The 22,263-nt window shown below is 35.3% G+C and carries 19 protein-coding genes and 1 pseudogene; 9 read left to right on the top strand and 11 right to left on the bottom strand.

The genetic code is table 11. The annotated features are described in order from the left end of the window. Positions 1 to 61: 61 nt before the first annotated feature. A pseudogene (locus OZD67_RS04635) lies at positions 62 to 894 on the bottom strand (transposase family protein). Between the two features lie 526 nt (positions 895 to 1,420). Next, the gene (locus OZD67_RS04640; protein ID WP_182184109.1) at positions 1,421 to 2,845 is read right to left on the bottom strand and encodes a sensor histidine kinase; all 1,425 of its coding nucleotides are present in this window, start codon (positions 2,843 to 2,845) and stop codon (positions 1,421 to 1,423) included. Positions 2,846 to 2,910: 65 nt separating this feature from the next. Between OZD67_RS04640 and OZD67_RS04645 the strand changes: the two genes are divergently transcribed. From OZD67_RS04645 to OZD67_RS04660, 4 genes are all read left to right on the top strand, one after another. Continuing rightward, positions 2,911 to 4,092 carry an aspartate aminotransferase family protein gene (locus OZD67_RS04645; protein WP_182183666.1) on the top strand — a complete coding sequence of 394 codons (1,182 nt, stop codon included), beginning with the start codon at positions 2,911 to 2,913 and terminating at the stop codon, positions 4,090 to 4,092. A gap of 1 nt (position 4,093) precedes the next feature. Continuing rightward, positions 4,094 to 4,600, top strand: a complete 507-nt coding sequence (gene rimM, locus OZD67_RS04650) for a ribosome maturation factor RimM (protein WP_182183664.1) — start codon at positions 4,094 to 4,096, stop codon at positions 4,598 to 4,600. Positions 4,601 to 4,662: 62 nt separating this feature from the next. Next, on the top strand, positions 4,663 to 5,229 hold the full coding sequence (efp, locus tag OZD67_RS04655) for an elongation factor P (RefSeq protein WP_164224875.1): 567 nt from the start codon (positions 4,663 to 4,665) through the stop codon (positions 5,227 to 5,229). Positions 5,230 to 5,237: 8 nt separating this feature from the next. Beyond that, positions 5,238 to 5,936 (top strand): inositol monophosphatase family protein, encoded by a 699-nt coding sequence (locus tag OZD67_RS04660; RefSeq protein WP_182183662.1) that lies wholly within the window; start codon positions 5,238 to 5,240, stop codon positions 5,934 to 5,936. A 378-nt stretch (positions 5,937 to 6,314) separates the two neighbouring features. Here OZD67_RS04660 and hemA read toward each other — a convergent pair whose 3' ends face one another. The 5 genes from hemA to OZD67_RS04695 all read right to left on the bottom strand — a co-directional run bounded on the left by hemA (position 6,315) and on the right by OZD67_RS04695 (position 14,767). Then, on the bottom strand, positions 6,315 to 7,511 hold the full coding sequence (gene hemA / locus OZD67_RS04670) for a 5-aminolevulinate synthase (protein WP_182183660.1): 1,197 nt from the start codon (positions 7,509 to 7,511) through the stop codon (positions 6,315 to 6,317). 68 nt (positions 7,512 to 7,579) lie between these two features. Then, on the bottom strand, positions 7,580 to 9,355 hold the full coding sequence (locus OZD67_RS04675; RefSeq protein WP_182183658.1) for a TomO hydrophobic C-terminal domain-containing protein: 1,776 nt from the start codon (positions 9,353 to 9,355) through the stop codon (positions 7,580 to 7,582). Further along, the gene (locus OZD67_RS04680) at positions 9,337 to 10,596 is read right to left on the bottom strand and encodes a lipase family protein (RefSeq protein ID WP_182183656.1); all 1,260 of its coding nucleotides are present in this window, start codon (positions 10,594 to 10,596) and stop codon (positions 9,337 to 9,339) included. Before OZD67_RS04680 ends, OZD67_RS04675 begins: the two co-directional genes overlap by 19 nt. 164 nt (positions 10,597 to 10,760) lie before the next feature. Then, positions 10,761 to 12,656 (bottom strand): molecular chaperone HtpG, encoded by a 1,896-nt coding sequence (gene htpG / locus OZD67_RS04685; RefSeq protein WP_182183655.1) that lies wholly within the window; start codon positions 12,654 to 12,656, stop codon positions 10,761 to 10,763. 1,082 nt (positions 12,657 to 13,738) lie between these two features. Continuing rightward, positions 13,739 to 14,767, bottom strand: a complete 1,029-nt coding sequence (locus OZD67_RS04695) for a hypothetical protein (RefSeq protein WP_259346667.1) — start codon at positions 14,765 to 14,767, stop codon at positions 13,739 to 13,741. Positions 14,768 to 14,937: 170 nt separating this feature from the next. Here OZD67_RS04695 and OZD67_RS04700 point away from each other — a divergent pair, with 170 nt between their 5' ends. From OZD67_RS04700 to OZD67_RS04715, 4 genes are read left to right on the top strand one after another with little or no spacing between them, the layout of a single operon-like run. After that, positions 14,938 to 15,576, top strand: coding sequence for an HAD family hydrolase (locus tag OZD67_RS04700; RefSeq protein WP_182183651.1), 639 nt, complete (start codon positions 14,938 to 14,940; stop codon positions 15,574 to 15,576). Then, positions 15,576 to 16,061, top strand: coding sequence for an RDD family protein (locus tag OZD67_RS04705; protein ID WP_182183650.1), 486 nt, complete (start codon positions 15,576 to 15,578; stop codon positions 16,059 to 16,061). Before OZD67_RS04700 ends, OZD67_RS04705 begins: the two co-directional genes overlap by 1 nt. 59 nt (positions 16,062 to 16,120) lie before the next feature. Next, the gene (bfr, locus tag OZD67_RS04710) at positions 16,121 to 16,597 is read left to right on the top strand and encodes a bacterioferritin (protein ID WP_182183648.1); all 477 of its coding nucleotides are present in this window, start codon (positions 16,121 to 16,123) and stop codon (positions 16,595 to 16,597) included. A 1-nt stretch (position 16,598) separates the two neighbouring features. Continuing rightward, entirely contained in the window at positions 16,599 to 17,216 is a 618-nt protein-coding gene (locus tag OZD67_RS04715) for an SURF1 family protein (RefSeq protein ID WP_182183646.1), read from the top strand. A 30-nt stretch (positions 17,217 to 17,246) separates the two neighbouring features. Here OZD67_RS04715 and OZD67_RS04720 read toward each other — a convergent pair whose 3' ends face one another. Then, positions 17,247 to 18,965 (bottom strand): monovalent cation:proton antiporter-2 (CPA2) family protein, encoded by a 1,719-nt coding sequence (locus OZD67_RS04720; RefSeq protein ID WP_182183644.1) that lies wholly within the window; start codon positions 18,963 to 18,965, stop codon positions 17,247 to 17,249. Between the two features lie 5 nt (positions 18,966 to 18,970). Next, a complete protein-coding gene (locus OZD67_RS04725; protein ID WP_182183642.1) occupies positions 18,971 to 19,543 on the bottom strand; it encodes a thioredoxin family protein in 573 nt (190 codons plus the stop codon). 102 nt (positions 19,544 to 19,645) lie between these two features. Here OZD67_RS04725 and tmk point away from each other — a divergent pair, with 102 nt between their 5' ends. Beyond that, the gene (tmk, locus tag OZD67_RS04730) at positions 19,646 to 20,248 is read left to right on the top strand and encodes a dTMP kinase (RefSeq protein ID WP_182183640.1); all 603 of its coding nucleotides are present in this window, start codon (positions 19,646 to 19,648) and stop codon (positions 20,246 to 20,248) included. A gap of 111 nt (positions 20,249 to 20,359) precedes the next feature. Here tmk and OZD67_RS04735 read toward each other — a convergent pair whose 3' ends face one another. Together OZD67_RS04735 and OZD67_RS04740 are read right to left on the bottom strand one after the other, a co-directional pair. After that, positions 20,360 to 20,641 carry a hypothetical protein gene (locus OZD67_RS04735; RefSeq protein ID WP_182183638.1) on the bottom strand — a complete coding sequence of 94 codons (282 nt, stop codon included), beginning with the start codon at positions 20,639 to 20,641 and terminating at the stop codon, positions 20,360 to 20,362. 17 nt (positions 20,642 to 20,658) lie between these two features. Next, on the bottom strand, positions 20,659 to 22,005 hold the full coding sequence (locus OZD67_RS04740) for an IS110 family RNA-guided transposase (RefSeq protein ID WP_182184072.1): 1,347 nt from the start codon (positions 22,003 to 22,005) through the stop codon (positions 20,659 to 20,661). Positions 22,006 to 22,263: the final 258 nt, after the last annotated feature.

Raw genomic sequence — 22,263 nt, forward strand, 5'->3', positions numbered from 1 at the left:
AGACCTGCTGCGAAAAGGTATATACTAATTTCAGGGTGAATTAGGCTAAAATAGCAGCAGGCTAAAACCCATGCCTCAAATTCACCAAACCTTCAATAATATTAAATCTCATGTTATATTTTTTCTGAAAGTTACGGTAAACGTGCGACAAAATCTTGAATATTTTCAATTCTCGTATCTTATTTTCGACCCTCATCCTAAATGATGCCAACTCTCGGTTGTGCTCCTTTTGCTCCTCAGTTAGTGGCTTCTTTCGGTATTTTTTGTATGGTATCACAACGTTACTTTGCAATTTTTCCATCCCTGATAGCCAGAATCGGCATGCTTTATACTGTCTGTAGGCAGCAATTTCTCCTGTTTTCTTATCCGAAAATCGTGAATTCTCCCACGGTGAGATCTTGAAACCGATAAAATTTGCCCTCTTTCTTCGATCACAATTTCTGTTTTCATCGTGTGCACTTTTTTCTTGCCAGAGTAACTTTTCTTCCGTTTTCTGCTTTCTTTTGGCTGCTGTATCTGCTGCTCTGTAACATCTGCCAGTATCTTCAAAATCCTCTCTGGCGTTAGGGTTCTGTCCTTTTTTATAGTAATTTTTTTTGCCAACAGTGGCTCCATTTTCTTCAAAAGTCGGCAAATATTCGCATTATGTAAGTTGAAAAGGCAGCCTAAAAATCTGTGGGTTATGTAGGTCCGATAATACAAAATTACGCACAACATTTTATCTTCCAGTGTCGGTAAATTAGCAATTCTTCCGTGGCGCTTTTTCTGTCTTTCAAGCTTTTCCCACTCTGGACGGACTTTTTCCAAGATTTTTTCGAATTCTTCTATTTTCAATCCCGTTACATCTCGAAAATTTCTCGGGTGTTTACTTACTTTATGGTAATTCAGACTCATTTTCCCTCACTTTTTATTTCTCTTTTTCATACTTTACCATCTTTTACACTATTTTGCAGCAAGTCTACACAAGGTGATTAATGGTATGTAAATCTCCTCTTGATATCAACCTTCGTTGTTGGGAAAGCAGATAAACCACGTCGAAAATTCGCTTAAACCTTCTAACCACAGGCAAAAAGGCGCTTTTTTAATTTACCATTGAAATTTATGCCGTTAACCACCTTATATAATGCCACTTATAGCACTTTCAACACTTACGGATAACACCCCACTGGTGGCCCAAACTACAACGTTCGTACAGTTGTGACTTGTATAGCGGGAATTGGTATAACTAATTTACTTATCGACATATCCACTAACTATAATCTGTGTACCGCTACACAGTTAGAAGTATTTTTTGATTTTACAATACAGCTTGAGATTCAATTTTTATAATTTTCTTGTTGACTAGCCAGACGGTATCTACCTTCTCAGCTTACTGCTTTTGATAAAGTGTGGTTTGCAAGACCATATCAAATAGATCCTATTAAAAATCAATCGAATCTTCACATGTTTGTTCTTCATAAAAGAAGTTCAATGTTATCGTAGTACCAAGTTTTGCTTCACTTTTAATGTCAAAAGTTCCACCCATTAACTCTACTAATTTCTTGCTTAGCGGTAATCCGATGCCCGTACTTTCATTTCTATATCCCGAATCTGCTTGGCCAAAAACAGACATAACTTTATATATATCCTGCTGCATTATTCCTATTCCATTGTCATGAAACTCAATAGTTAATAAGTTTTTTTCTATATTTTCTTTTATCACCATTCTTATTAAACCATCTTTGGGAGTAAACTTGATTGAGTTTGATAATAAATTTATTATAACTTGTTTCATTCTCTTAGGATCTAAGATGACTAATAATTGTTTATTAGTCATCTCTTTTTTTAAATTAATCCCTGCTTCTTTTAATTTAGGTAATAGCATATTTACGCATGAATCTATTATTTTGCTCAGGTTAAACTTCACTTTTTCTACTGTTAAACTACTTGATTCAGCCTTTGAAAAATCTAACACATCGTTAATTAAGGTAAGTAAGTGTGTTCCTGCATTATATATATCGTCTGCATACTCCTTGTATTGAGAGTTATCCATTGAACCTAAAGTTTCATTTTTGATCAACTCCGCAAATCCAATAATAGCATTAAGAGGTGTGCGTAATTCATGTGTAACGCTTGCAAAAAATTTTAGCTTATTTGCATTTTCTTGCTCTAATGCCTCTTTTATCTGCTGTAATTCAATGTTAGTTTTATGTTGCTTGGCTAGCATTTGGGTATTAGAAAAGTGCAAATAGAACATTATTATTAAAATTATTAATAATAAGCCTAAAAATGTTAAAAATAGGCCATATGCTATAACATAAGAATTATTGTAGTTTCGAAGAATCTTCAAAAAAAACGACGGTTTAACGCTATTTTCATGGAATATAGGAAAAATAGAAGTTAATGTATTTCCTGTAGTATAAAATATTTCTTGGTTACTTAATAGTTCATCAATTTCATCGTTTGTAAGTAACTGTTCATAATCATAATCTTGAGTGTTAAAATTACTGAATATTATTCTGCCGTTTTGATCATACAGTATTAAGCTGAAATCCTTTACTTTGCTCACTGATTGTAATAATTCAGCACGCAGTTTTACCAGTTGGTTTATGTAATCAAAACTTTTGTATTTAATGTGATGCTTTTCTATTAGTAAATAATGGTATTTTTTTATCATGCCATTTTCCAGTATACTTTTTAAGTTTACACTTGAATCACGGTAAGAAGAAAGGAAATTACTCCTTAGTAAATAATTACAATATATCACACTGAATAAAATCATAAAGATCGATGAGAGTAATGCAATAACTTTTGTGTATTTGTTTTTCTCCAGCGCAGAAAACATTGATTTACCTAGCTTATACATATCCTTCTTATTGTGAAACAACGGTTTTTATGTTATTAATAATAAAATTTAGCATATAATATTTTATGACAATTTCTCCTATTTTGCCAGTTTATTCTCCTGTTAACATAAATTTTTCTTATGGTAAAGGTATTTACTTGTATGATATTGACGGTAAGCGCTACGTAGATTTTCACTCTGGAATAGCAGTTAGTAGCTTAGGTCACACCAATTCGCGATTAATTAGTGCTCTAAAATTGCAAGGAGAAGAATTATGGCATATATCAAATACCTATAATATACCTGCTGCCAATAATTTTGCAGAAAAATTAATAAGCAACAGTTTTGCTAACACTGTATTTTTCTCGAATTCTGGATCAGAGGCAGTAGAATGTGGGCTTAAGATTGCTAGGGTCTATCAAAACGGAAAAGGCAATAAGAACCGTCACAGAATTTTAACATTTCATGGTGCATTTCATGGAAGAACCTTTTTAACTTGTGCTACAAACGATAAACAGAAATTTTCTGAATTACTGAGTCCCTGTATTGATTGGTGTGATAACATCGAGCCCAATATTGAGAGTGTAAAGAAAGCAATTTCAAGTGGTATAGGTGTTATATTAATAGAACCGATACAAGGGCAAGGTGGTATCAAAGTAATGAATGAAGTCTTTATGAAAGAACTAAGAAAGCTGTGTGATAAAAATGACATATTGCTATTTTTTGATTGCGTACAATGCGGTACTGGTAGGACAGGAAAATTATTCGCATACGAACATATAGGAGTGGAACCTGATATATGTGCTCTTGCAAAGGGAATAGGAGGAGGCTTTCCGCTAGGGGCTTGTCTTGCAACTGAAAGGGCTGCTAAGTATATGGCGGTCGGTATGCACGGTTCCACTTTTGGTGGCAATTCGCTTGCAACCTCAGTAGGTAATGCTGTGCTCGAAGAACTGCTCAGTCCTGGCTTTTTGAAAAATGTTGAAATTAGAGGTAAGTATTTAAAAAATAAATTAGAAGACTTAGCAAGTAAATTTCCAATAATAGAAGAAGTGAGAGGGAAAGGGTTAATGCTTGGAATAAAAGTGAAAGCAGACAATCAAAAGTTTGCAGAAGAGTTAAGTCATCGTGGTTTACTCACTGTTGGAGTAACATCAGATAACGTTGTGAGAATTTTGCCTCCATTAATCATAACTGGAAAAGAGATTGATGAAGGAATTGAGATTTTGACTCAATATTTATCTGAGAAATCTTCTAATTTATATTGATATGAATGATAATTTAGTATGCCTCGGAGTGGTTACCTCCCCCCATGGAATTAAAGGAGCGGTTAAATTAAAAACTTTTACCGAAGAACCTGAAAATATATCCTTATATGGTGAGCTAATAAATGGTGATGAGAATTATAAAATAGACTCAGTATCCGTCATAGGTGATAATTTAGTAATAGCTACAATCAGCGGAGTAAATTCCCGTAATGAAGCAGAGCTTTTAAGGAATAAGAAGCTGTATATAGAAAGAAGCAAGCTACCGAAGCTAAATGATGAGAATGAATTTTATCAAAGTGACCTTGTAGATATGGAAGTAAGGCTGGAAAGTAATGAATTATATGGCAATGTAAAATCTATATATAATTTCGGCTCAGGGGATATATTAGAAATTTTGGTTATCAGCACAAAAAAACGCATTATGCTATCTTTCACTAAAGAGATATTTCCACATATAAATATAAGGGGGAGGTATATAGTATTAAATATGCCAGAATTTATTGACTAATAAAGATTTTGATATTTATATAAAGCTATTTATAATTATAAGATCAAGTTGAAAATGTAATTATGGCAGAAAGAGCTAACGATATCAGGCCAGGTCAGGTGTTGGAACATAACGGCGGATTATTTTTGGTTGTAGGTATTATGCATACTCAACCTGGTAAAGGTGGTGCATACATACAAGCCGAAATGAAAAACATTAAAACCGGAGCAAAACACTATGAAAGATTTCGCTCTGATGCAACAATCAGAAGAGCAATTTTAGATGAAGAGGAGTATGTTTACCTTTTCACTGAAGGAAACATTGTAAATCTTATGCATCCAAGTAATTACGAGCAAATCACTATAAATTTGGACTTATTGGGAGAGAAAAAGATTTATCTACAGGATAATATGAAAGTTAAAATAGTAACTTATCAAGACAAAATAATTTCTGCGCATGTGCCTGATTATGTTACACTTGCTGTGAAAGAAACAGAGTCTGTTATTAAAGGCCAAACTGTTACTTCTTCTTATAAGCCTGCAATTTTAGAAAACGGAATGCGCGTTAACGTGCCTCAGTTTATAAAAGAAGAGGATAAAATTGTAGTATATACTCCAGATGACAGCTATTATGAAAGAGTGAAAGAGTAAAAGGAAGAATGTCCATCTCATCACCACGAATTAATGTGATGCTTGATTCTGTGCGTAGTGCTTCCAGGCAGCTTATGCGCGATTTTAATGAATTGCAAATTTCTAATGTTAAATCAGCAGACTTTATTAATAAAACTTATTCAAAATCCAAGCAAACCATATACAATTGCTTGCACGACTACAAACGAGACTATGGGTTTATTTCCGAAGGTGATACTGACCAAGAAATAAAAGATAACGGTTACACTTGGTTTATTATGCCTATAGAGGGCAGGGAGAATTTTTCTAGTTGCATAGTTTATTTTGCAGTATCAGTCTGTCTCATTCATAAAAATAAAGTTGTGGCGGCTGTAATTGATGCTCCGGCTCTTAGAGAAACTTTTTGGGCAGAAGAAAAGAAAGGTGCTTTTCTTGAGGATTTTAGATCTCGTCATATAAAAATGCGGGTGAAAAGCCGTGAAGGGGGTCTAATAGATGTAAGTGGTAATTTATTAAATAAATTGCTGCCTGGCAATAGTAATGTACGCTCCATCGGTTCAACAATTTTAGGCTTTGCGTACCTTGCAGCAGGAAGGCACAGAGGAACAGTTTACTCTGGAGTTAACAAATACAAAACTTCGCTCGGTAGGCTTTTTCTGCAAGAAAGCGGTGGAAGGTTAACGGAAGACAACGGATTGATTATTGCTGGCGATGTTAAATTAGGATAAATAGGCTACAGAGATAGACAACTTTTCGAGTATCTGTTCAGCAGAGTGGCAAAATAAGGTAGACGAGAAAAGACAACTATAGGAATAAATGGGTGTCATTTCAGTGCGTGACACTGGTTTCCATCCAAAAGGGTGTCATCCCAGTGCCCAGACACTGGGATCCAGAAAATTTGATTATGTACTGTACAACATTTTCGATCAAAAGCTGGATTCCAGTGTCAAGCACTGGGATGACAAGAAAGGGAGCACTGGGATTTTTGTTTCAGTATTTGTACATTAGCCATGCATCTGAACAGATACATCAAAAGCTGGATTCCAGCGTCACGCGCTGGAATGACATCATAGGGGCACTGGAATTTTTGTTTCAATATTTGTACATTAGCCATGCATCTGAACAGATACCTTTTCGAAAACTTTTACAAGAGATTCTGTTAAATGTTTTATCATTTCATCAGTATGATAAGGTGTAGGGGTAATACGGAAACGCTCAGTTCCTCTTGGCACTGTTGGATAATTTATATGTTGAACATATATTCCATACTCATCAAATAATAATTTTGATGCTTTTTTGGATAACTCTGGGTTGCCAATTATTATTGGAATTATATGAGTTTCTGTTGGAATAAAGTTAATTCCTGTATTTCTCAGTGAGTTTTTTACTTTTTCAACGACTTGCTTTTGCTTTTCCCTTTCAATGTTGCTCGATTTTAGGTGTTCAACGCTTGCCTTTGCTGCCGCTGCTAAAACAGGCGACATAGCAGTGGTGAAAATAAATCCTGGAGCGGAACTTCTTATTACATCTACCAAGCTCTTTGAAGACGCGATATACCCACCCATCACTCCAAAAGCCTTCGATAGTGTACCTTGAATGACGGTTATTCTATCCATCAGGCCTTCTCTTTCTGCAATTCCGCCACCATGTGAACCATACATGCCAACTGCATGCACCTCATCCAAATAGGTGATTGCATTATGTTGATCTGCAAGATCGCATATCGCTTCAAGCGGCGCTATATCGCCATCCATTGAATATACGGATTCAAGAGCTATTATCTTTGGTGTTTTTGTGTCTACGGACTTTAACAACTGGTCTAAGTGATCAACATCATTGTGTTTAAATATATGTTTTGGTCTTTTTCCTGATTTTATGCCTTCTATCATTGAAGAATGGTTCTTCTCGTCTGAAAAAATTACTACATTTGGGATAATAGACGATAAAGTGCTAAGTGTAGTCTGGTTAGCAAGGTAGCCACAAGCAAAAGTTAAAGCAGCCTCTTTTTTATGCAAACAAGCTAAGGATTCTTCAAGTTCGACAACCTCTTTTGTTGTACCAGATATATTTCTTGTTCCTCCAGCACCAACAGATGAATTTTGAATAGCAGCAATAACACTCTCATTCTGTGACATTCCTAAGTAGTTATTACTGCACCAAACAATTACTTCCCTATTTCTTTCGTAGTCCATAATGTGGGGGAGCCTACCTGGCAATGACGCAAAGTGCGTAAATTCACGGTAGCGCCCCTCATCTTTTATATCTTTGATTTTGTTTAAGAATATTTCTTCGTAGTTTACCAAGTTTTTATTCGCTAATAATTAATACAATTATAACAAATTATTAAATGGTAAACTACAATATTTATTCTTCAACTTACTGTTGCAGCAAGCTCTTTATCAGCTATAAGTTCAACATTACTACCCTTAAATGAACTTGAAGGTCTGTTACAGCAATATATGATTACAGCAGCAACCAGACAACAAGCTCCAACTGCTACTCCCACTGCTAACATTTCTAAGTAAACTGCAACAGCCACACCTGAAATAATACCAGCTATTGCAAGTGCAGAAGCAGCTATAACATGCAGCTTACTACTTTTTGTACTGTTGCTACTTTTTAGCGTAGAATCTCCTTTATTTGTTTTCTCTGGTTCACCAGTTACATCTTCACCTGAAGAGTCTTCACCATACTCATCATTTGCTGTACCTAGTGAAGACATATCATCCTCAATAGAAATTCCATGCAAATCACCAGTAATTGAAGAGACATCACCCTCACCTACAAGTCGACCACTACTATCCTCAATATCTTCCATAATTACCATATGCCCTTCGATTGTAGGTGCACCGTTAACATTTGGAAAAGTGCTAGGTGATGGTACTGAAATTTCTGGTTGTATGCCTTGCAAACTACCACTACCTTTGGGAGTAAGGTCCTCCTTAGTTATATCTTCAGAAGAAACTTTAATATATTTATCATTGTTATTGTCAGTATCACCTTCATCACTCTTAGGCAATTTAGTGAAGCTTGAAGGACCGCTACTGCACTCATCACCACTCACAGAATTTTGTGGTGAAAGTGGTGGTGAATCTTGTTGATCACCTTTACTTTCAGACTCTACCGGTTGAACAGGAACTCGTTCCTTCTCATCACCATCAATTGATAACACGGTAGTACTGTCACTTTGAAAAACAAGATCGTCCTGTGTACTTAAACTTTCAGTATCATCCATTTGTCCTAGAACTGGAGTCTCAGGAACTTCTTGTTGCTCTTGAGTATTAGAAGGCTGTACCTTAAGTCCTGCACTTTCTTCTGGTACATGCTCAGTAGGTTGAACAGGAGCTTGTTTTTTCTCATCACTCTCAACACCTGTATTGCTAGGCTTGCTGTCAACTACTAAAGTTTTTGGTTGTGTATTTTGTATAGCAGCATCTCCTTGGTGCTCTTTAAACACGGTTTTATCATGCTCACCATCATTTAGCTGTCTTGTTGTAATTACTACAGGCTCTTCTTCATTAACTATATCCTGAATTGGAGAACTGCTACCAGAACCTGAAGGACTGTCACCACGCTTATCATCACTATCGCCAGTAACATCTTCATCACTCACAGGACTCCGTAGTAAAAGTGGTTGTGTATCTTGATCAACTTCAAACTGGAAACTATTCTCACTTGAAGAAGCATTAGGCGTTTCAGGTGTAGTTAGTTGAACAGGTGGTACAGTATTGCTTAGATCACTAGGCTGCTTGCCATTGATTTGAGCACCATTTTCCTTATTTTTTTGTTTGCCTTTTTTACCCATTACTCCTCCTATTGGATCATTTTCATTATTCATAACATTTTCTCGTTTGTCAACAATATTTTTTTGTGGTTGTTGACTCAATTCACTATTACTGCAGGTAGATCTCATTGCTAAACTACCACCTGCTACTAGATCAGCACCAATTGAACTAGGAAATCTAACAGACATATTTTCAGTTCCACACAACTGCCTTAACTCCATACTGTTTCTATTATTGTTAATATAAAGAGGCACTTCGTCTCTTCCATTAATGTTACACTCTATATGAGACATTATTAAAGGATCTTCAACGACCATAGCATTAAACCCGTTTTTATGGCTTATTAAATCAGCAAACTCCATTTTTCTTTCAAAATAATAGCGTTTTCCGTGTTTGAAATAGCACTGAAAAAAAGATAATAAGGCGTAGTTAAAGCTGTAGTGATTATATAATAAGGAACTGCAACTACATAAGAAAAGTAATAGTATTTAGATCTATTACTATCTGGTTGAAAATCTTCTGGTTTCATATCTTGAATGCAACCATAATAGGTGTCTGTTTTATGATAATACTTTTCTACTATATGGAGGTCCGTCACAAGGCAGTTTACTATCAAGTTACCTGTTTTTATTTTTAATGGTTCACCTACATGTTTAAAGCCCATAGAACCAGTTGGGAGCATGGGTATTGGATCTGATAAATTAGTTACTCTAATGGTATTTTCTCCAAGAAGCCTTTCATAAATTTCAGCACCACGGGAGTCAAAAACCCTCGGAGAACCAAAAGTTACAACACGAATATGTTCAGCACTCTTTACTTTCTTAAGATATAAAGCAGTTATAGTAGTAAGAGCGGCTCCCATACTATGGCCCGTACAATTAATTCTAAAATCTTTGATTTCTGATCCTTGCTTTTTAATGTAATCGCTTAATACTTTATCAAGACTAGGCAACAAATCATAAAATGCATTATAAAAACCACTATGCATTTTCCCACCTTCAGGTAAAATTTCTGGAGTAAATGCTGCGCTTACATCAGTTATCACATCATCAAGGTCTTTAGTACCACGATAGGCTATGGTTATTTCTTTATCTTTTGTAAAAACAAAACCAGCAGGCGTTCCATTTTTCTCATAATAAAATGGAATAATACCATAACCTTCGTTAAAGAGTGTAGCTTTAGTTTTATATCTACTATCTAACCTTTCATCGTTATTACCATAGCTGATTTTACAGAAATTACACATCTCTAATAATTCCTGTTTACTAAACCCTGCAATTTGTATTTTGTCTAGATCACTAACCTCGATAATTTCATAACCATTCTCAAAGCTACTACATTGAAGTTTATCCTCGAGTTGACTTCCATTACCTGAAATTTCAGACTCTTCTTCTCCTTCAATACCTGAATCTCCGGAATGGTGACGCTCCTTAGTTCCTCCTTGATTTTTGCTTTCTAAAATCTCGAATTCTTCTTCAATACTTGAATCCTCAGAATCTGGCTTTTCAAAACCATGCCAATTTTTGATTAATCTTTCAGGATTTGATTGGCCATGTGAAGTTGTATCCTGTGATACAAAGTCTCTAAAATTGGAACCAAACATGCTTTACCTCCTAACTACTATAGCTAACTCAAGAAAGGTTTCCCTACGTCATACCGCCGCGGTATCTCAGCATAGATTCCGCTAACGAGTAGCGGAATGACGAATTTGTTGTTTTTCAAATTGTAGGTAAACCTAAGCCACTTTAGCTATAGCTAAGTATAGCATTAAACAGAAATTTTGCCAAGCAAATTATTTAGCCTTTTAGCAAACAGGCTTGCATCGTCCATCTCTTCACCTTCCACGATACAAGCTTGGTAGAACAATAGGTGGACCATGTCCTCCAATGTTGGGTTTTCACCATTTTCAGCGTGAGATTTCATTATACTTTTTATTACAGGATGTTTAGTGTTGATTTCCAGCACCTTTGGCGTGCGGTAATTTAACTGCTTTTGTTCACGCAAAAAACGCTCCATGCGAAGATCCATAGTACCTTCATCAACCGCTAAACACACAGGACTGTCAGTCAACTTTTTAGAGATCTTTACACTTTTTACTGAATCTCCGAGCACTGTAGTAAAATATTGCAATATAGTTTCCTCAGTTTTTTCTTCATTCGATTTATTTTCTTCATTTTTCTTATCTTCTTCTGAAGAGAATTTTTCCAAATCAACATCAGCGCGAGTCACAGACTTAAACTTTTGATCTTTATATTCATGAATTACACTGGTCCAGAAATCATCCACTGGATCAACGAACAGAAGAACCTCCAGCCCTTTACTGACGAATCCCTCAAGTTGCGGACTGTTTTTCACTGAATCGAGGCTATTTCCGGTGAGATAATAGATATGTTCCTGTTCAGGCTTCATTCTGCTTATATAGTCATCAATGCTGATCAACTTCTCATCACCGGTGCTATTAAATCTGCAAATTGAGAGCAGCGCTTCTCTCTCATCAGCTGGCATAGCTTCACAAAGACCTTCCTTTAAAACTGCACCAAAATTGGTCCAGAATTTTGTATATTCCTCTAAATTCTCTTTTGCTTTTTTACCGAGCTCTGATATCACACGCTTAGTGAGAGATTTTCTGATCTGCTCAACAACACGATTATTCTGCAGCGTTTCTCTGCTGATATTAAGAGGCAAATCCGGTGAATCAACCACACCTTTCAGAAAACGCAAGTATTGTGGTATGATCTGTACGTTATCTTCAGTAATAAATACCTTGTTTACATATAACTTCACAGAGCAACGTCTATCTAGATGAAATAAATCAAAAGGTTTAATAGAGGGAACATAAAGCAAATTCGTATATTCTATTGCACCTTCATTTTTATTATGCAATATCATCCAAGGTTCACCACCAACATGCGCAACACTGCGGAAAAAATCGTTGTGCTCCTCCTGAGTAACGTCATTTTTTGGCTTAGTCCAAATTGCAGCCTTACTGTTTAACTTTTCACTTTTTCCTTCTTCGTCTATGAATTCAACAGGAAAATTTATATGATCGGAGTAAGTAGTGACAATGTTTTCAACACGAAATTTATCTAAAAACTCATTCTCTTCAGGGCGCATAACGAGCGTAATTTTGGTTCCACGAGGGACTTGATTATCTGATTTACTTATTGAATATTCTCCATCTCCCTTGGATTTCCAGACCCAAGACTCCTCCTCTCCAGCTTTTCTTGATTCTACTATTACTTCCGATGCAACCATAAAGCTTGAATAAAAACCAACACCAAATTTGCCAATCAGCTCCACAGCTTGGCTTGAATCCTTGCTATTTTTAATCGCATCTAAGAACTTTTGCGTACCAGAGCTTGCAATTGTACCAAGGTTATCTATTAAATCTTGTCTGTTCATTCCGATGCCATTATCAGTGATATATAGCTCGTTCTTATCTTTATTGGAGCTGATAGTGATTTTTAATTCATCACTCAAATCTAGCAAATTAGGATTTAGTTGGGATTCGTAGCGCAGTTTATCGCATGCGTCCGATGCATTTGATATTAGCTCTCGCAGAAAAATGTCTTTATTAGTATAAAGTGAATGAATCACTATATTCAGTACTTTCCCTACTTCAGCGTCAAATTTTAAATTTTCAGTTTCTTGTACATTATGCATTTTGAGCTCCATTATTTGCCTATTACCCTAATAATTTAAGTATTGCACTGCAATCTTTCAAGGTCATGTACGCCAAAATTAATGTGGGTGTAGTTATATGACACCCAATTTATGAGATCTCTTGCATAACAAACTTTTGGCAGCGCGTTGGATGAAACGAAAAAACTTGCTTGACAAGCCTCGCCAGCCCCCTTATCATGGTACTGAAGGTATTCATTTATCTTCAATCTGTGCAGATTAAATGACAACAGCATTACGTGATTGGCGTCTTATTTTTAATTTTTTGCACTATGTGCACCTTATGTCTTCACAACATTTCTGGGTTTTTACCCACACAAGCTGAAACGCGCTTATAAGTCGTTTAAGACAGTATAGTACGCCGATTTGCAGGATTAGAGAGTGACAACTAGCTAACACGGGATTTCTTTTGCCTTTTTTTCTGCTTAGTAAATTTCTTAAACATTTAAACTAAGGTGAGTTGCATTTAAAAGCAGCTAAATTGCAGTGTTTAAGACTTAAAAAAACGCCAATACAGAAAATAGACAATGACTAGGGTTTCTTTTGCCTTTTTTTTCGTTTGGTAAGTTTCTTAATGTTTATAGCTAAGAGAGCCCAAGATAGGTGTCATTCCAGTGCTTGGCACTGGAATCCAGCCTTTATTATACAGCCACTTGGTTGAAATTACGTCTTCTGGATCCCAGTGTCAAGCACTGGGATGACAGGAAGAGAAGGCTACTTGGATGACACCTTGACGATTTGAAGAATCATCATACCGCTACTTGTTAGCGGCGTGGCGGTATGACGTAGAACTGCTGTCATTCCAGTCTGGAATCTAGTTCTTATTGTACATTTACTTGGTGTAGAGTTAAGTTTCCTGGATCCCAGTGTCAAGCACTGGGATGACAAAGAAATAGGCACTGGGATGACGAGAAAGGGGCTACTCGGATGACACCGTCATAAAGGAACCAGTGTCAGCTACTTTCATGACACCATGACAATCGTCATCCCGCTGCTTGTTAGCGGGATCTAGAGATACCTGCGGTATGACGGTTCGTGGCGGTATAATGAAGCTTGAAAGCGGATCACCTTTCACGACCTGTATTTACTTCAGGAGTATTAACAGGTGTTATCGTTGGGTTTTCAAGTTGTGTTGCTTGCTCTAAGCCCTTGCTTATACTTTTGTCCTGATTTAAAATTTTATCAAAGTTCTTACTTTGTTGGCAATCATTTATCACGTTAATTTCTAAGCCAGGGCCTTTATAATTGAAAAACTCACCAGGTTGGACATTATATTCCTTACCATTGATATTTAAGTTAATCGCATCAGCAATATTGAGAGAAGTTGTATCTTGCTGCAGATTTTGCTTTGTCTCAGGACTATTATATGTAATACTAACTTTAAGAGCTTTATCCTGATAATTAAAGGCCTTTCCTGGCTCTAAATTAAACTCTTTTCCGTTTATATTTATGAAAGAACCTCGATTCATGCTTTTTTGTTGCCCATCGTCATTTAATGTATTTCTTTGAGCATCTTCTTTCATGCCACGAGCATTCTCTACACTCTTTTCATCTTCACCCAAAAGTTTTTCTAATATTTTCTTCAAAAAACGCCCCAGAAGGCTAAAAAGCCCTTCTTCTTTTTGATTTTCTTGTGGTTTAGGCGTGTTATCTTTTTTGCCTAGCTCAGTATTGAGCTTCTCTTTTACAGAACTCTTGCTCACTGAGGGACTAACGATGTGCTTTGATGGCTGTGTATCTGTTTGCACAGAAGTCTCTTTTTGTCTACTTTGCTCAAAGCTTTTACCTTCTGCTATAGGCTTTTTCGGAGAATCTTGGAGTTTTTTGTCACTTTTTGGTCCTGCAACTTTTTCACTTCTGAAAATACCCTTGCCTTTATATTGGCGGTCAAGCTCAGCAATTCTTTCAAAATCTTGATGTACTTTTTCAGCTGCATGGCTCTTTCGACTTTCAAGCTTCTGATTCAATTTAGCAATGGTCTGTACTTTATCTTCTAATGAAGCTCCTTCTGGGAAAGGACCTGGGGAACGCTCAAAAACATCTTTAAATTTTTTTTCGACACCTGTTTGAGGTGTATCTTTAACTTCAGTCATACCTACTCCTAATAAAACTTATAAAACCAGTGTATTAGCTCATTATGTAGAAATGGTTAACACAACTTGCAATAAATAGTGTTTCTTGTGGTTATCAAGAGCGTCTTATTTATGTTTTTTTCATCAAAATGTTATTTACTTATTAACCTAAAATACGTAACAATGTAGAAATGAGAAATAGTCCATTAGCAGTAGTATTCGATTGGGATAATACCTTAGTTGACACTCAAGATAACATTTTTAATGCTATTAAGCACACCATAAATTCAATGGGGTATAGTAATAAAGCTGCTGATAGAAATTCCCATGAGTCGAGAAAGAGCTATATGGTCGATTTATTTGGCGATCAGTGGAAAAAAGCAAATCAGATATATCAACAATATTTAGATGATGCACTATTGCAAAACATTGCTCTGAATCAAGGAGTAGAGAAAATGTTGCAGACACTGAAAAGCCACAATATTTATCTAGCAATAGTAAGTAATAAGAAAAATACTAATTTACGTAAAGAAGTTGCCTATTTTAAACTAGATTCTTACTTTGAAAGAGTAGTTGGTTCATGCGATACTGCGGAAGACAAACCATCTGCAACTCCACTGCTATTTGCACTAGAGGAGAGTACGTTGCTTATAAATAGAGAAAATATGTTTTTCGTTGGTGATAGCATCACAGATGTTCTGTGTGCACAAAATGCCAATTGTTTACCTATTATATACGGTCAATCAATAAGCGGTTATGAAGATTTGTTATGTTTTCAACATTTTGATAAACTTACAGATTTTATAATAAAGTATTTAGAAGGTAGGTAATGACAGAGATTGCCAGTATACAAAGGCGCTTTTGCGCATATTTAATAGATGTAGCAATTTTATTAATTCCAACTTTATTAATTATACTGCTATTAGAGGATTCTCCGTTGATCTTACATCTATCATACATGTGTGTAAATTGTAGTTACTTCACATATTTTATATCTTCAAAGGCCCAAGCAACTCCAGGTCAACAGTTAATGAATATATATACTACCAATTTAGATGGTTCTAAAATAGACTTGAATTTAGCGTTTGACAGAAGCACTTCCCAGTTTTTTCTTCCTTTGTTAAACAGTGTAGTAGTTGTCCTTACTGAATTTTTGCAAGATCAGGAGGTATTAGTGAATGTCTTGAGTGCATTGAAAGTAATTATAGTGCTGCTCACCCTCTATTGGTATCTAGTTGCTTGCTTCTCTAAGAAAAAACAGACATACCACGACATGCTATTTAATACGGTTGTTATCAAAGGAACTATTAAATGAGTTGCTATAACTATCGTTATCATGTAAATTATGCTGATAAATTGAACTCAGGGAAGATTATGAATGAAGAGATAGTAAAACATTTGAATAAATTATTGACCAATGAGCTGACTTCTGTACGCCAGTATCTTTTGCATTTTGCGGTTCTCAAAAACAATGGAATTAATAGACTTGCAGAAAAGGTAAAAAATGAGCTTAACGAAGAACTTGAACATGCAAGCAAGTTGGCAGAAAGAATTTTGTTGTTTAAAGGAGTCCCAAATTTTCAAGATACAAATGGAATCTCAAAGTATGATGGAAAGTTTACAAAAGATACAATACAAAAAATCTTAGAAGCTAATTTGAAATTAGAGGGAAAAGGTATTAAGGATATCAAAGAAACGATTTCTATCGCTGAGAAAGAAAAAGATTTTGTTAGTGTAATGTTATTAGAAGAGATGTTAAAAAATGAAGAAGAGCACTTCCATTGGATTGAGAAGCAGATCGATCTTATTGAACTAATGGGTGTTGAAAACTATTTAAGAACACAAATATAGAGTGTTAAAAAAGATAGTATTTATTTTAATTGTACCTTGTTTGCTCCTTTTTTTATTAGGGTTATGGCAAGTATTCAGATTGAACTGGAAGAATAATATTATCAAAAATATGAATCTTCCTGTTGTTCATCTGTTGCCCAATAACGACCTTGAAAAATTTAACTATAGGCATGTCAAGATTGGTGGGATTCTAAGTGGCATAGAACTATATGTTTTTGCAGGGCAACACGGCTATTATGTGTTGTCTCCCATGCTGCTTACTACTGGAAACTATATGTTAGTGAACAAAGGAATAGTTAAAGAAAAAAAAGAGAAAAAAGTAAAAATTGAAAAAGTAGTTGCAGATGGAACTTTATATTGCGATAGCAATAAAAGCAAAAATTGGTTTATCAAGAACGATACTGCTTCGAATACATGGTTTACCCTGAGTACAGAAGAAATTTCCAATGAGTTGGGTATTAAGCTAGAGAAGTGTATATTATGGCCGAACAATTTTGGTAGCAAATTAGCTATACAGCCAATGAAGCATTTGGAATATGCAATCACTTGGTTTGCACTTTCCTTAACTTGGTTGATTATGTGCGTAATTTACTATAGGCAAAACCTCAATAAAGCTTGAAGCTTTCTGTACATAAAATTAGAAAAGTAGTCATTCATCTTTATCACTACCAAGGTCTTTTAACATACTATAATTGCCTTTTCTAAATCTACTTTTTAAAGACGTAACTCCACTTTCGCTAATACCACTAAGGCTCAGTGCAGCTCCACCTAGCTGCAATCCTATCTCAGATGTTTCAGGAATAATTTTACTAGCTCCTAGATCTCTATAAACCTCCACATTACTCAGATCTGGTAAGCGTATTACAATATTTACATGCGGAAAATTTGCAGCAACTAAGGAAACAACTTTTTTTATAGTAACTTCATTCTTTATTGAAATAACGAGAGCTTGAGCTCTCTCTATTCCTACTGATTTTAAAATTTCACATCTTGTAACATCTCCAAGATATATAGGAAAACTATCACTTTTTCCTTCTTTGACTATTTTCGATTGAATATCTACAACAACGTAACTTAAATGCTCTGCAGTAAGCATTTTTGTTATCATATATCCCACTCTACCAAATCCAGCAACTATTACATGGTTGTAAAGATCTTGTGTATCTGTTTCAACAGCTTCATCATCTAATATCGTTTTCTCAGTGCTAAATGAGTTTGCTATCCAGTCTCCAAGCCCCGATAAAAGAGGAGTGAAAGCCATGGTTACTGTAGTTACCATCATAAGTACTTGCGCGATTTCACTTGGTAGCACATTTAGCTCATCTGCTAAGCGAAATAAAATAAACGCAAATTCACCACCTTGTGAAAGCAGCAACCCAGCTTGTATAGCAGGTGCACTCTTAAACCCAAAAAATCTACACAATATATATATGATAGATGTTTTTAAAACGATAAGGATAATCGATAATAAAGTAATTAGTGGTAACTTATTGAGTAAAAGTTCGGTATTGATGGACATACCAACAGTCATGAAAAATAAGCCAAGAAACAAATCTTTAAATGGTAATACCGCGTGTTCCACTGAGTGTCTGTATTCTGTTTCTGCAACTAACAATCCAGCGACAAATGCACCTAATGCCAACGATAAATGGAATTGCTCAGTAATAAATGCTGCTCCTAATACTATTAAAAGCGTTGTCGATATAAAGACCTCATTACTTTCCATTTTAGCAATAACCGAAAATAAAGGTCTAAGCAATAATCTACCAGTTATAAATATCAGCACTAATGCAATAGCTGCTTGCACCAATGAATCTGCCAATGAGCTTATCAGGCTGTGCTCAGAATTGCCAGCAAGTAAAGGTACCAATACTATTAATGGTACCACTGCAAAATCTTGCATTAATAGTACTGCTATTGACAACCTACCAACCTGACTTGCTTGAGAACCTTTTTCTTGCAGAACCTGCAACACTATTGCTGTTGAGGATAGCGCGAGCCCACCACCAATAACTGTTGCTATATTTGTATTCACTCCGAAAGCAAGAGCGATGCACCATATTGCTACCATGGTAACTATAACTTGAAGAGAACCGAACCCAAATACATGAATACGCATAGCGATCAGGCGTTCAAATGTCAATTCAAGGCCTATAATGAATAATAGAAAAACTACACCAAATTCTGCAAGATTATCCATTGCTTCAGCTGAGTGTATCAGATTAAATCCATGAGAACCAATAACTGCACCTGCAACGAAGTAACCGAGCACTGGACTAATATTCATTTTCCAGAACGCTATGACTATAAACACAGCAGCAGAAAGTAAAATTATAATATCAAACAAATGCTGAGAGCCACTGTGCATGATATTTAACCTGTAGAATTAGGCCATTTAATTGAGCAGCCAATACTTGATTTTTGGTCAATTGGAGCATTACCAGTTTCTGCAATAAATTTCATAGCTTGAAATAAGTCACTACTTCCTACTTCATAGCTTTGGCCCTTTTCTTTTTTTGTGTCATTAAAACGTCCACGATAGCAAAGTTTTAAATTAGCATTAAAACCAAAAAAGTCAGGAGTGCAAACAGCCCCGTATTCTTTAGCTATTTTCTGTGTACTATCAATTAAATATGGAAATGTAAACTTATTTTCTTTGGCAAAATTAATCATATTTTCAAAGGAATCTTCTGGATATTCATTTACATCATTTGGCATTATTGCAACGGTGTTTACCTGATAATCTTTTTTCAATTGATCAACATCGCTTACCAGATTGCTAATAATTGACTGAACGTAAGGACAGTGATTGCATACAAACATTACAATAAGACCGTTTTTTCCACAACAGTCACTTAATGTGTAGTATTTATTGTCTACTCCCAAAAGATTAAAATCTTTTGCAGTGAAACTAAAATTGACTTTAGGAGTATTCAGAGCAACCATAGACTATTATTATACCATATATAATTTATGGTCTTATTATTTAAATGTCAAACGGTTTCTATGTATACTGTTTGCATATTCTTTTTTAGTATTATAAAACTTATGTTCATAACTTTCGAAGGAATAGACGGCTCTGGTAAAACAACACAATCTAAGCTACTTGCAAATCATTTTAAGCAAATTCACGGCGAAAATAATGTAGTGTCAACTCGAGAACCAGGTGGCACTGATTTTGCAGAAAAGATAAGAGGAGTGTCGTTAACGAATAATATTGATCCTATTTCTGAACTCTTGCTGCTTATCTCGATGAGGCACGAACATATGAAAAAATTAATATTACCAGCTCTTGCAGAAGGGAAAATAGTGATTTGTGATCGGTTTATTGATTCAACCATTGCATACCAAGGATATGGGTTTGGAGTTGATTTAAAACTAATAGAAGATTTGCACAGGTTAGCTGGAGTTAGATATCCAGATATTACATTTATTCTAGATATTGATGTTAAAGTTGGGTTAAGTAGAGCGAAAGACAAGAATAAATATGAAGAAATGGATGTTAATTTTTATAATAAAGTTGGAAAAGGGTTTAAAGAAATTGCCATAAAAGAGCCCGGTAGGTGCCATGTCATCACTGAAATTGAAACAAAAAATGATAATCAAGTACACACTAAGATTATTGATAAAATCACTATTGCAAAGACTTAGCTACACGTATTGAACTTTTGATAATTTAAACAGTTGCTATACTAACCTGTGGCAAAAAATTATTAATTTTAGGTGACGTTATTTCATATGAAAGATTCTCTTTTTGATTAGCTAAAAAATTTTGTATTCATCTTTAGGTTTTTCACTTATTGTTCTATATGTTCTTGCGCGATTAATTAGCTCATTTCTACTATGCTTATTGCTTACTTCAGTTATGGTAAAAATTTGATCAAAGTGATTTAACAGATCCTTATCTTTTATTGAGGATACAATGTTATCAATGTCTTTTACATATAAAGCAAGTTTGTGCGCTTTGCTACGATCCTCAAAACAAAGATTAATCAGTACGTTACAAAACTTATTTTTTGTAATATCTCTTGTTTCTGCTAGCAAAGATTCGATTCCATCTTCTAAGAAACTTCCTTAACTAGCTCCTCTTGTTGCACTAAAGTATAGCCAAATTCTCGTGCCTTTTTGATCAAATTTTTTACAGCTCTCTCCTTATATCGTGTTTCATAGTATTCCATTCCTTTTTCTACATATTCTTGTCCGTATTTGAGCATACTATAAAATATGCATGCTATTTTTCTTGCAGTAGCTGTTATTGCTTTTGGTGCTCCTAATCGTTTTTTTAATCTCCTGTAGTATGCACCCAATGAACTTTTACTATTTCCTACAGAATTAGCAGCCATTCGAAATGCATTCGCAGCACGATTAATGACTTTACGCGTTCTTGTGCTAAACACTTTTTCTCCTGTAATTTTATTGGCAGGGCTGAGTCCTAACCACGATGAAAAGTGTTTTTCTGTTGACCATTTATTATGGTTTATACCAGTTTCTGAAATTATAGTCTGTATACTTAGTATATCAAGCCCTGGAACTTTAGTAAAATCCATACCAGTTATTCGGTGCAGTTCCTCGTGCAAAGCAAAGTCAGGCTTACTTTTTCTGTGCTTATTCTTTTCCTTACTCAACTGTTTACTTTCGTTAGATTTTGTTTCAAACGTTTTGTAATAGACCTCAATATTTCTATCACATTCTGCTATTTTTTCTTGATAAATATTATATAGTTCAAATTCTTGCTTTAGCGTGAATACATGTTCCTCTCTATAATCGCCAGCTAACGCTTTTGCTATAGTAGACTGATCATTTTTTATTCGTGCATCCCTGAATTGAGCCAATTTCCCAGAATCTCTTTCGCCTTTAATTATAGCCTTGATAATTTTCATACCAGTTACTCCTGTTATATCTCTTATAACTCTATGCAGTTGTATATTCATTTGAATTAATGCCTTCTGCATACGCAGAACATGTGTAGATGCACTTTCAGTGAGGTTCTTACGTTGTCGCACGTAACTACGCAATACACATATCTGGCTATCTGGCCTAAATGACCCTTGGAGTAATCCATAACTATGTAGTTGTTGTAACCACTGACAGTCCTGAACATCTGACTTTCTCCCAGGTACATTTTTTACATGTCGCGCATTTACCAACTTAACTTCAAAACCGTAAGATTCCAGTATTTGAAACAAAGGAATCCAATATACACCAGTTGATTCCATCGCTACGGTTGTAACTTTACACTTTTTTAACCACCTTGCTAAATTATGAAGGTCTTCAGTGAAGCAGCCAAATTTTTGAACACGTTGCTCATCTCTTCTCTCGGGTATACATACATAATGTACAGCCGAACCAACATCTATCCCTGCTGCATCAGGATTCATTACCTCTAATTTACTTTTTGTCATTGTAATTGACCTCCTATAACTTATAATGAAGAAGTATTTAAGCTTGGGACGGTTAGATTATACAATCTTCTAATCGAGGTAGTCGTAATAGACTCCATCAGTGGTTTAACCGTTCCTCCAAAACCATGCTCCCAAACGGGCACTCTAGCACCATTGAGCGTCCGGTTATAACTGCAAAAATACTTCTTAATAAATTATATTTAAAAATTGTTATAGCACTGGATAAAATAGTTTCTTTCAGGTTTAACAAGATTTTTCCTTGTT

Source organism: Wolbachia endosymbiont of Drosophila nikananu (assembly GCF_028981865.1).
In the GTDB taxonomy this organism is placed as follows: Bacteria; Pseudomonadota; Alphaproteobacteria; order Rickettsiales; family Anaplasmataceae; genus Wolbachia; species Wolbachia pipientis_B.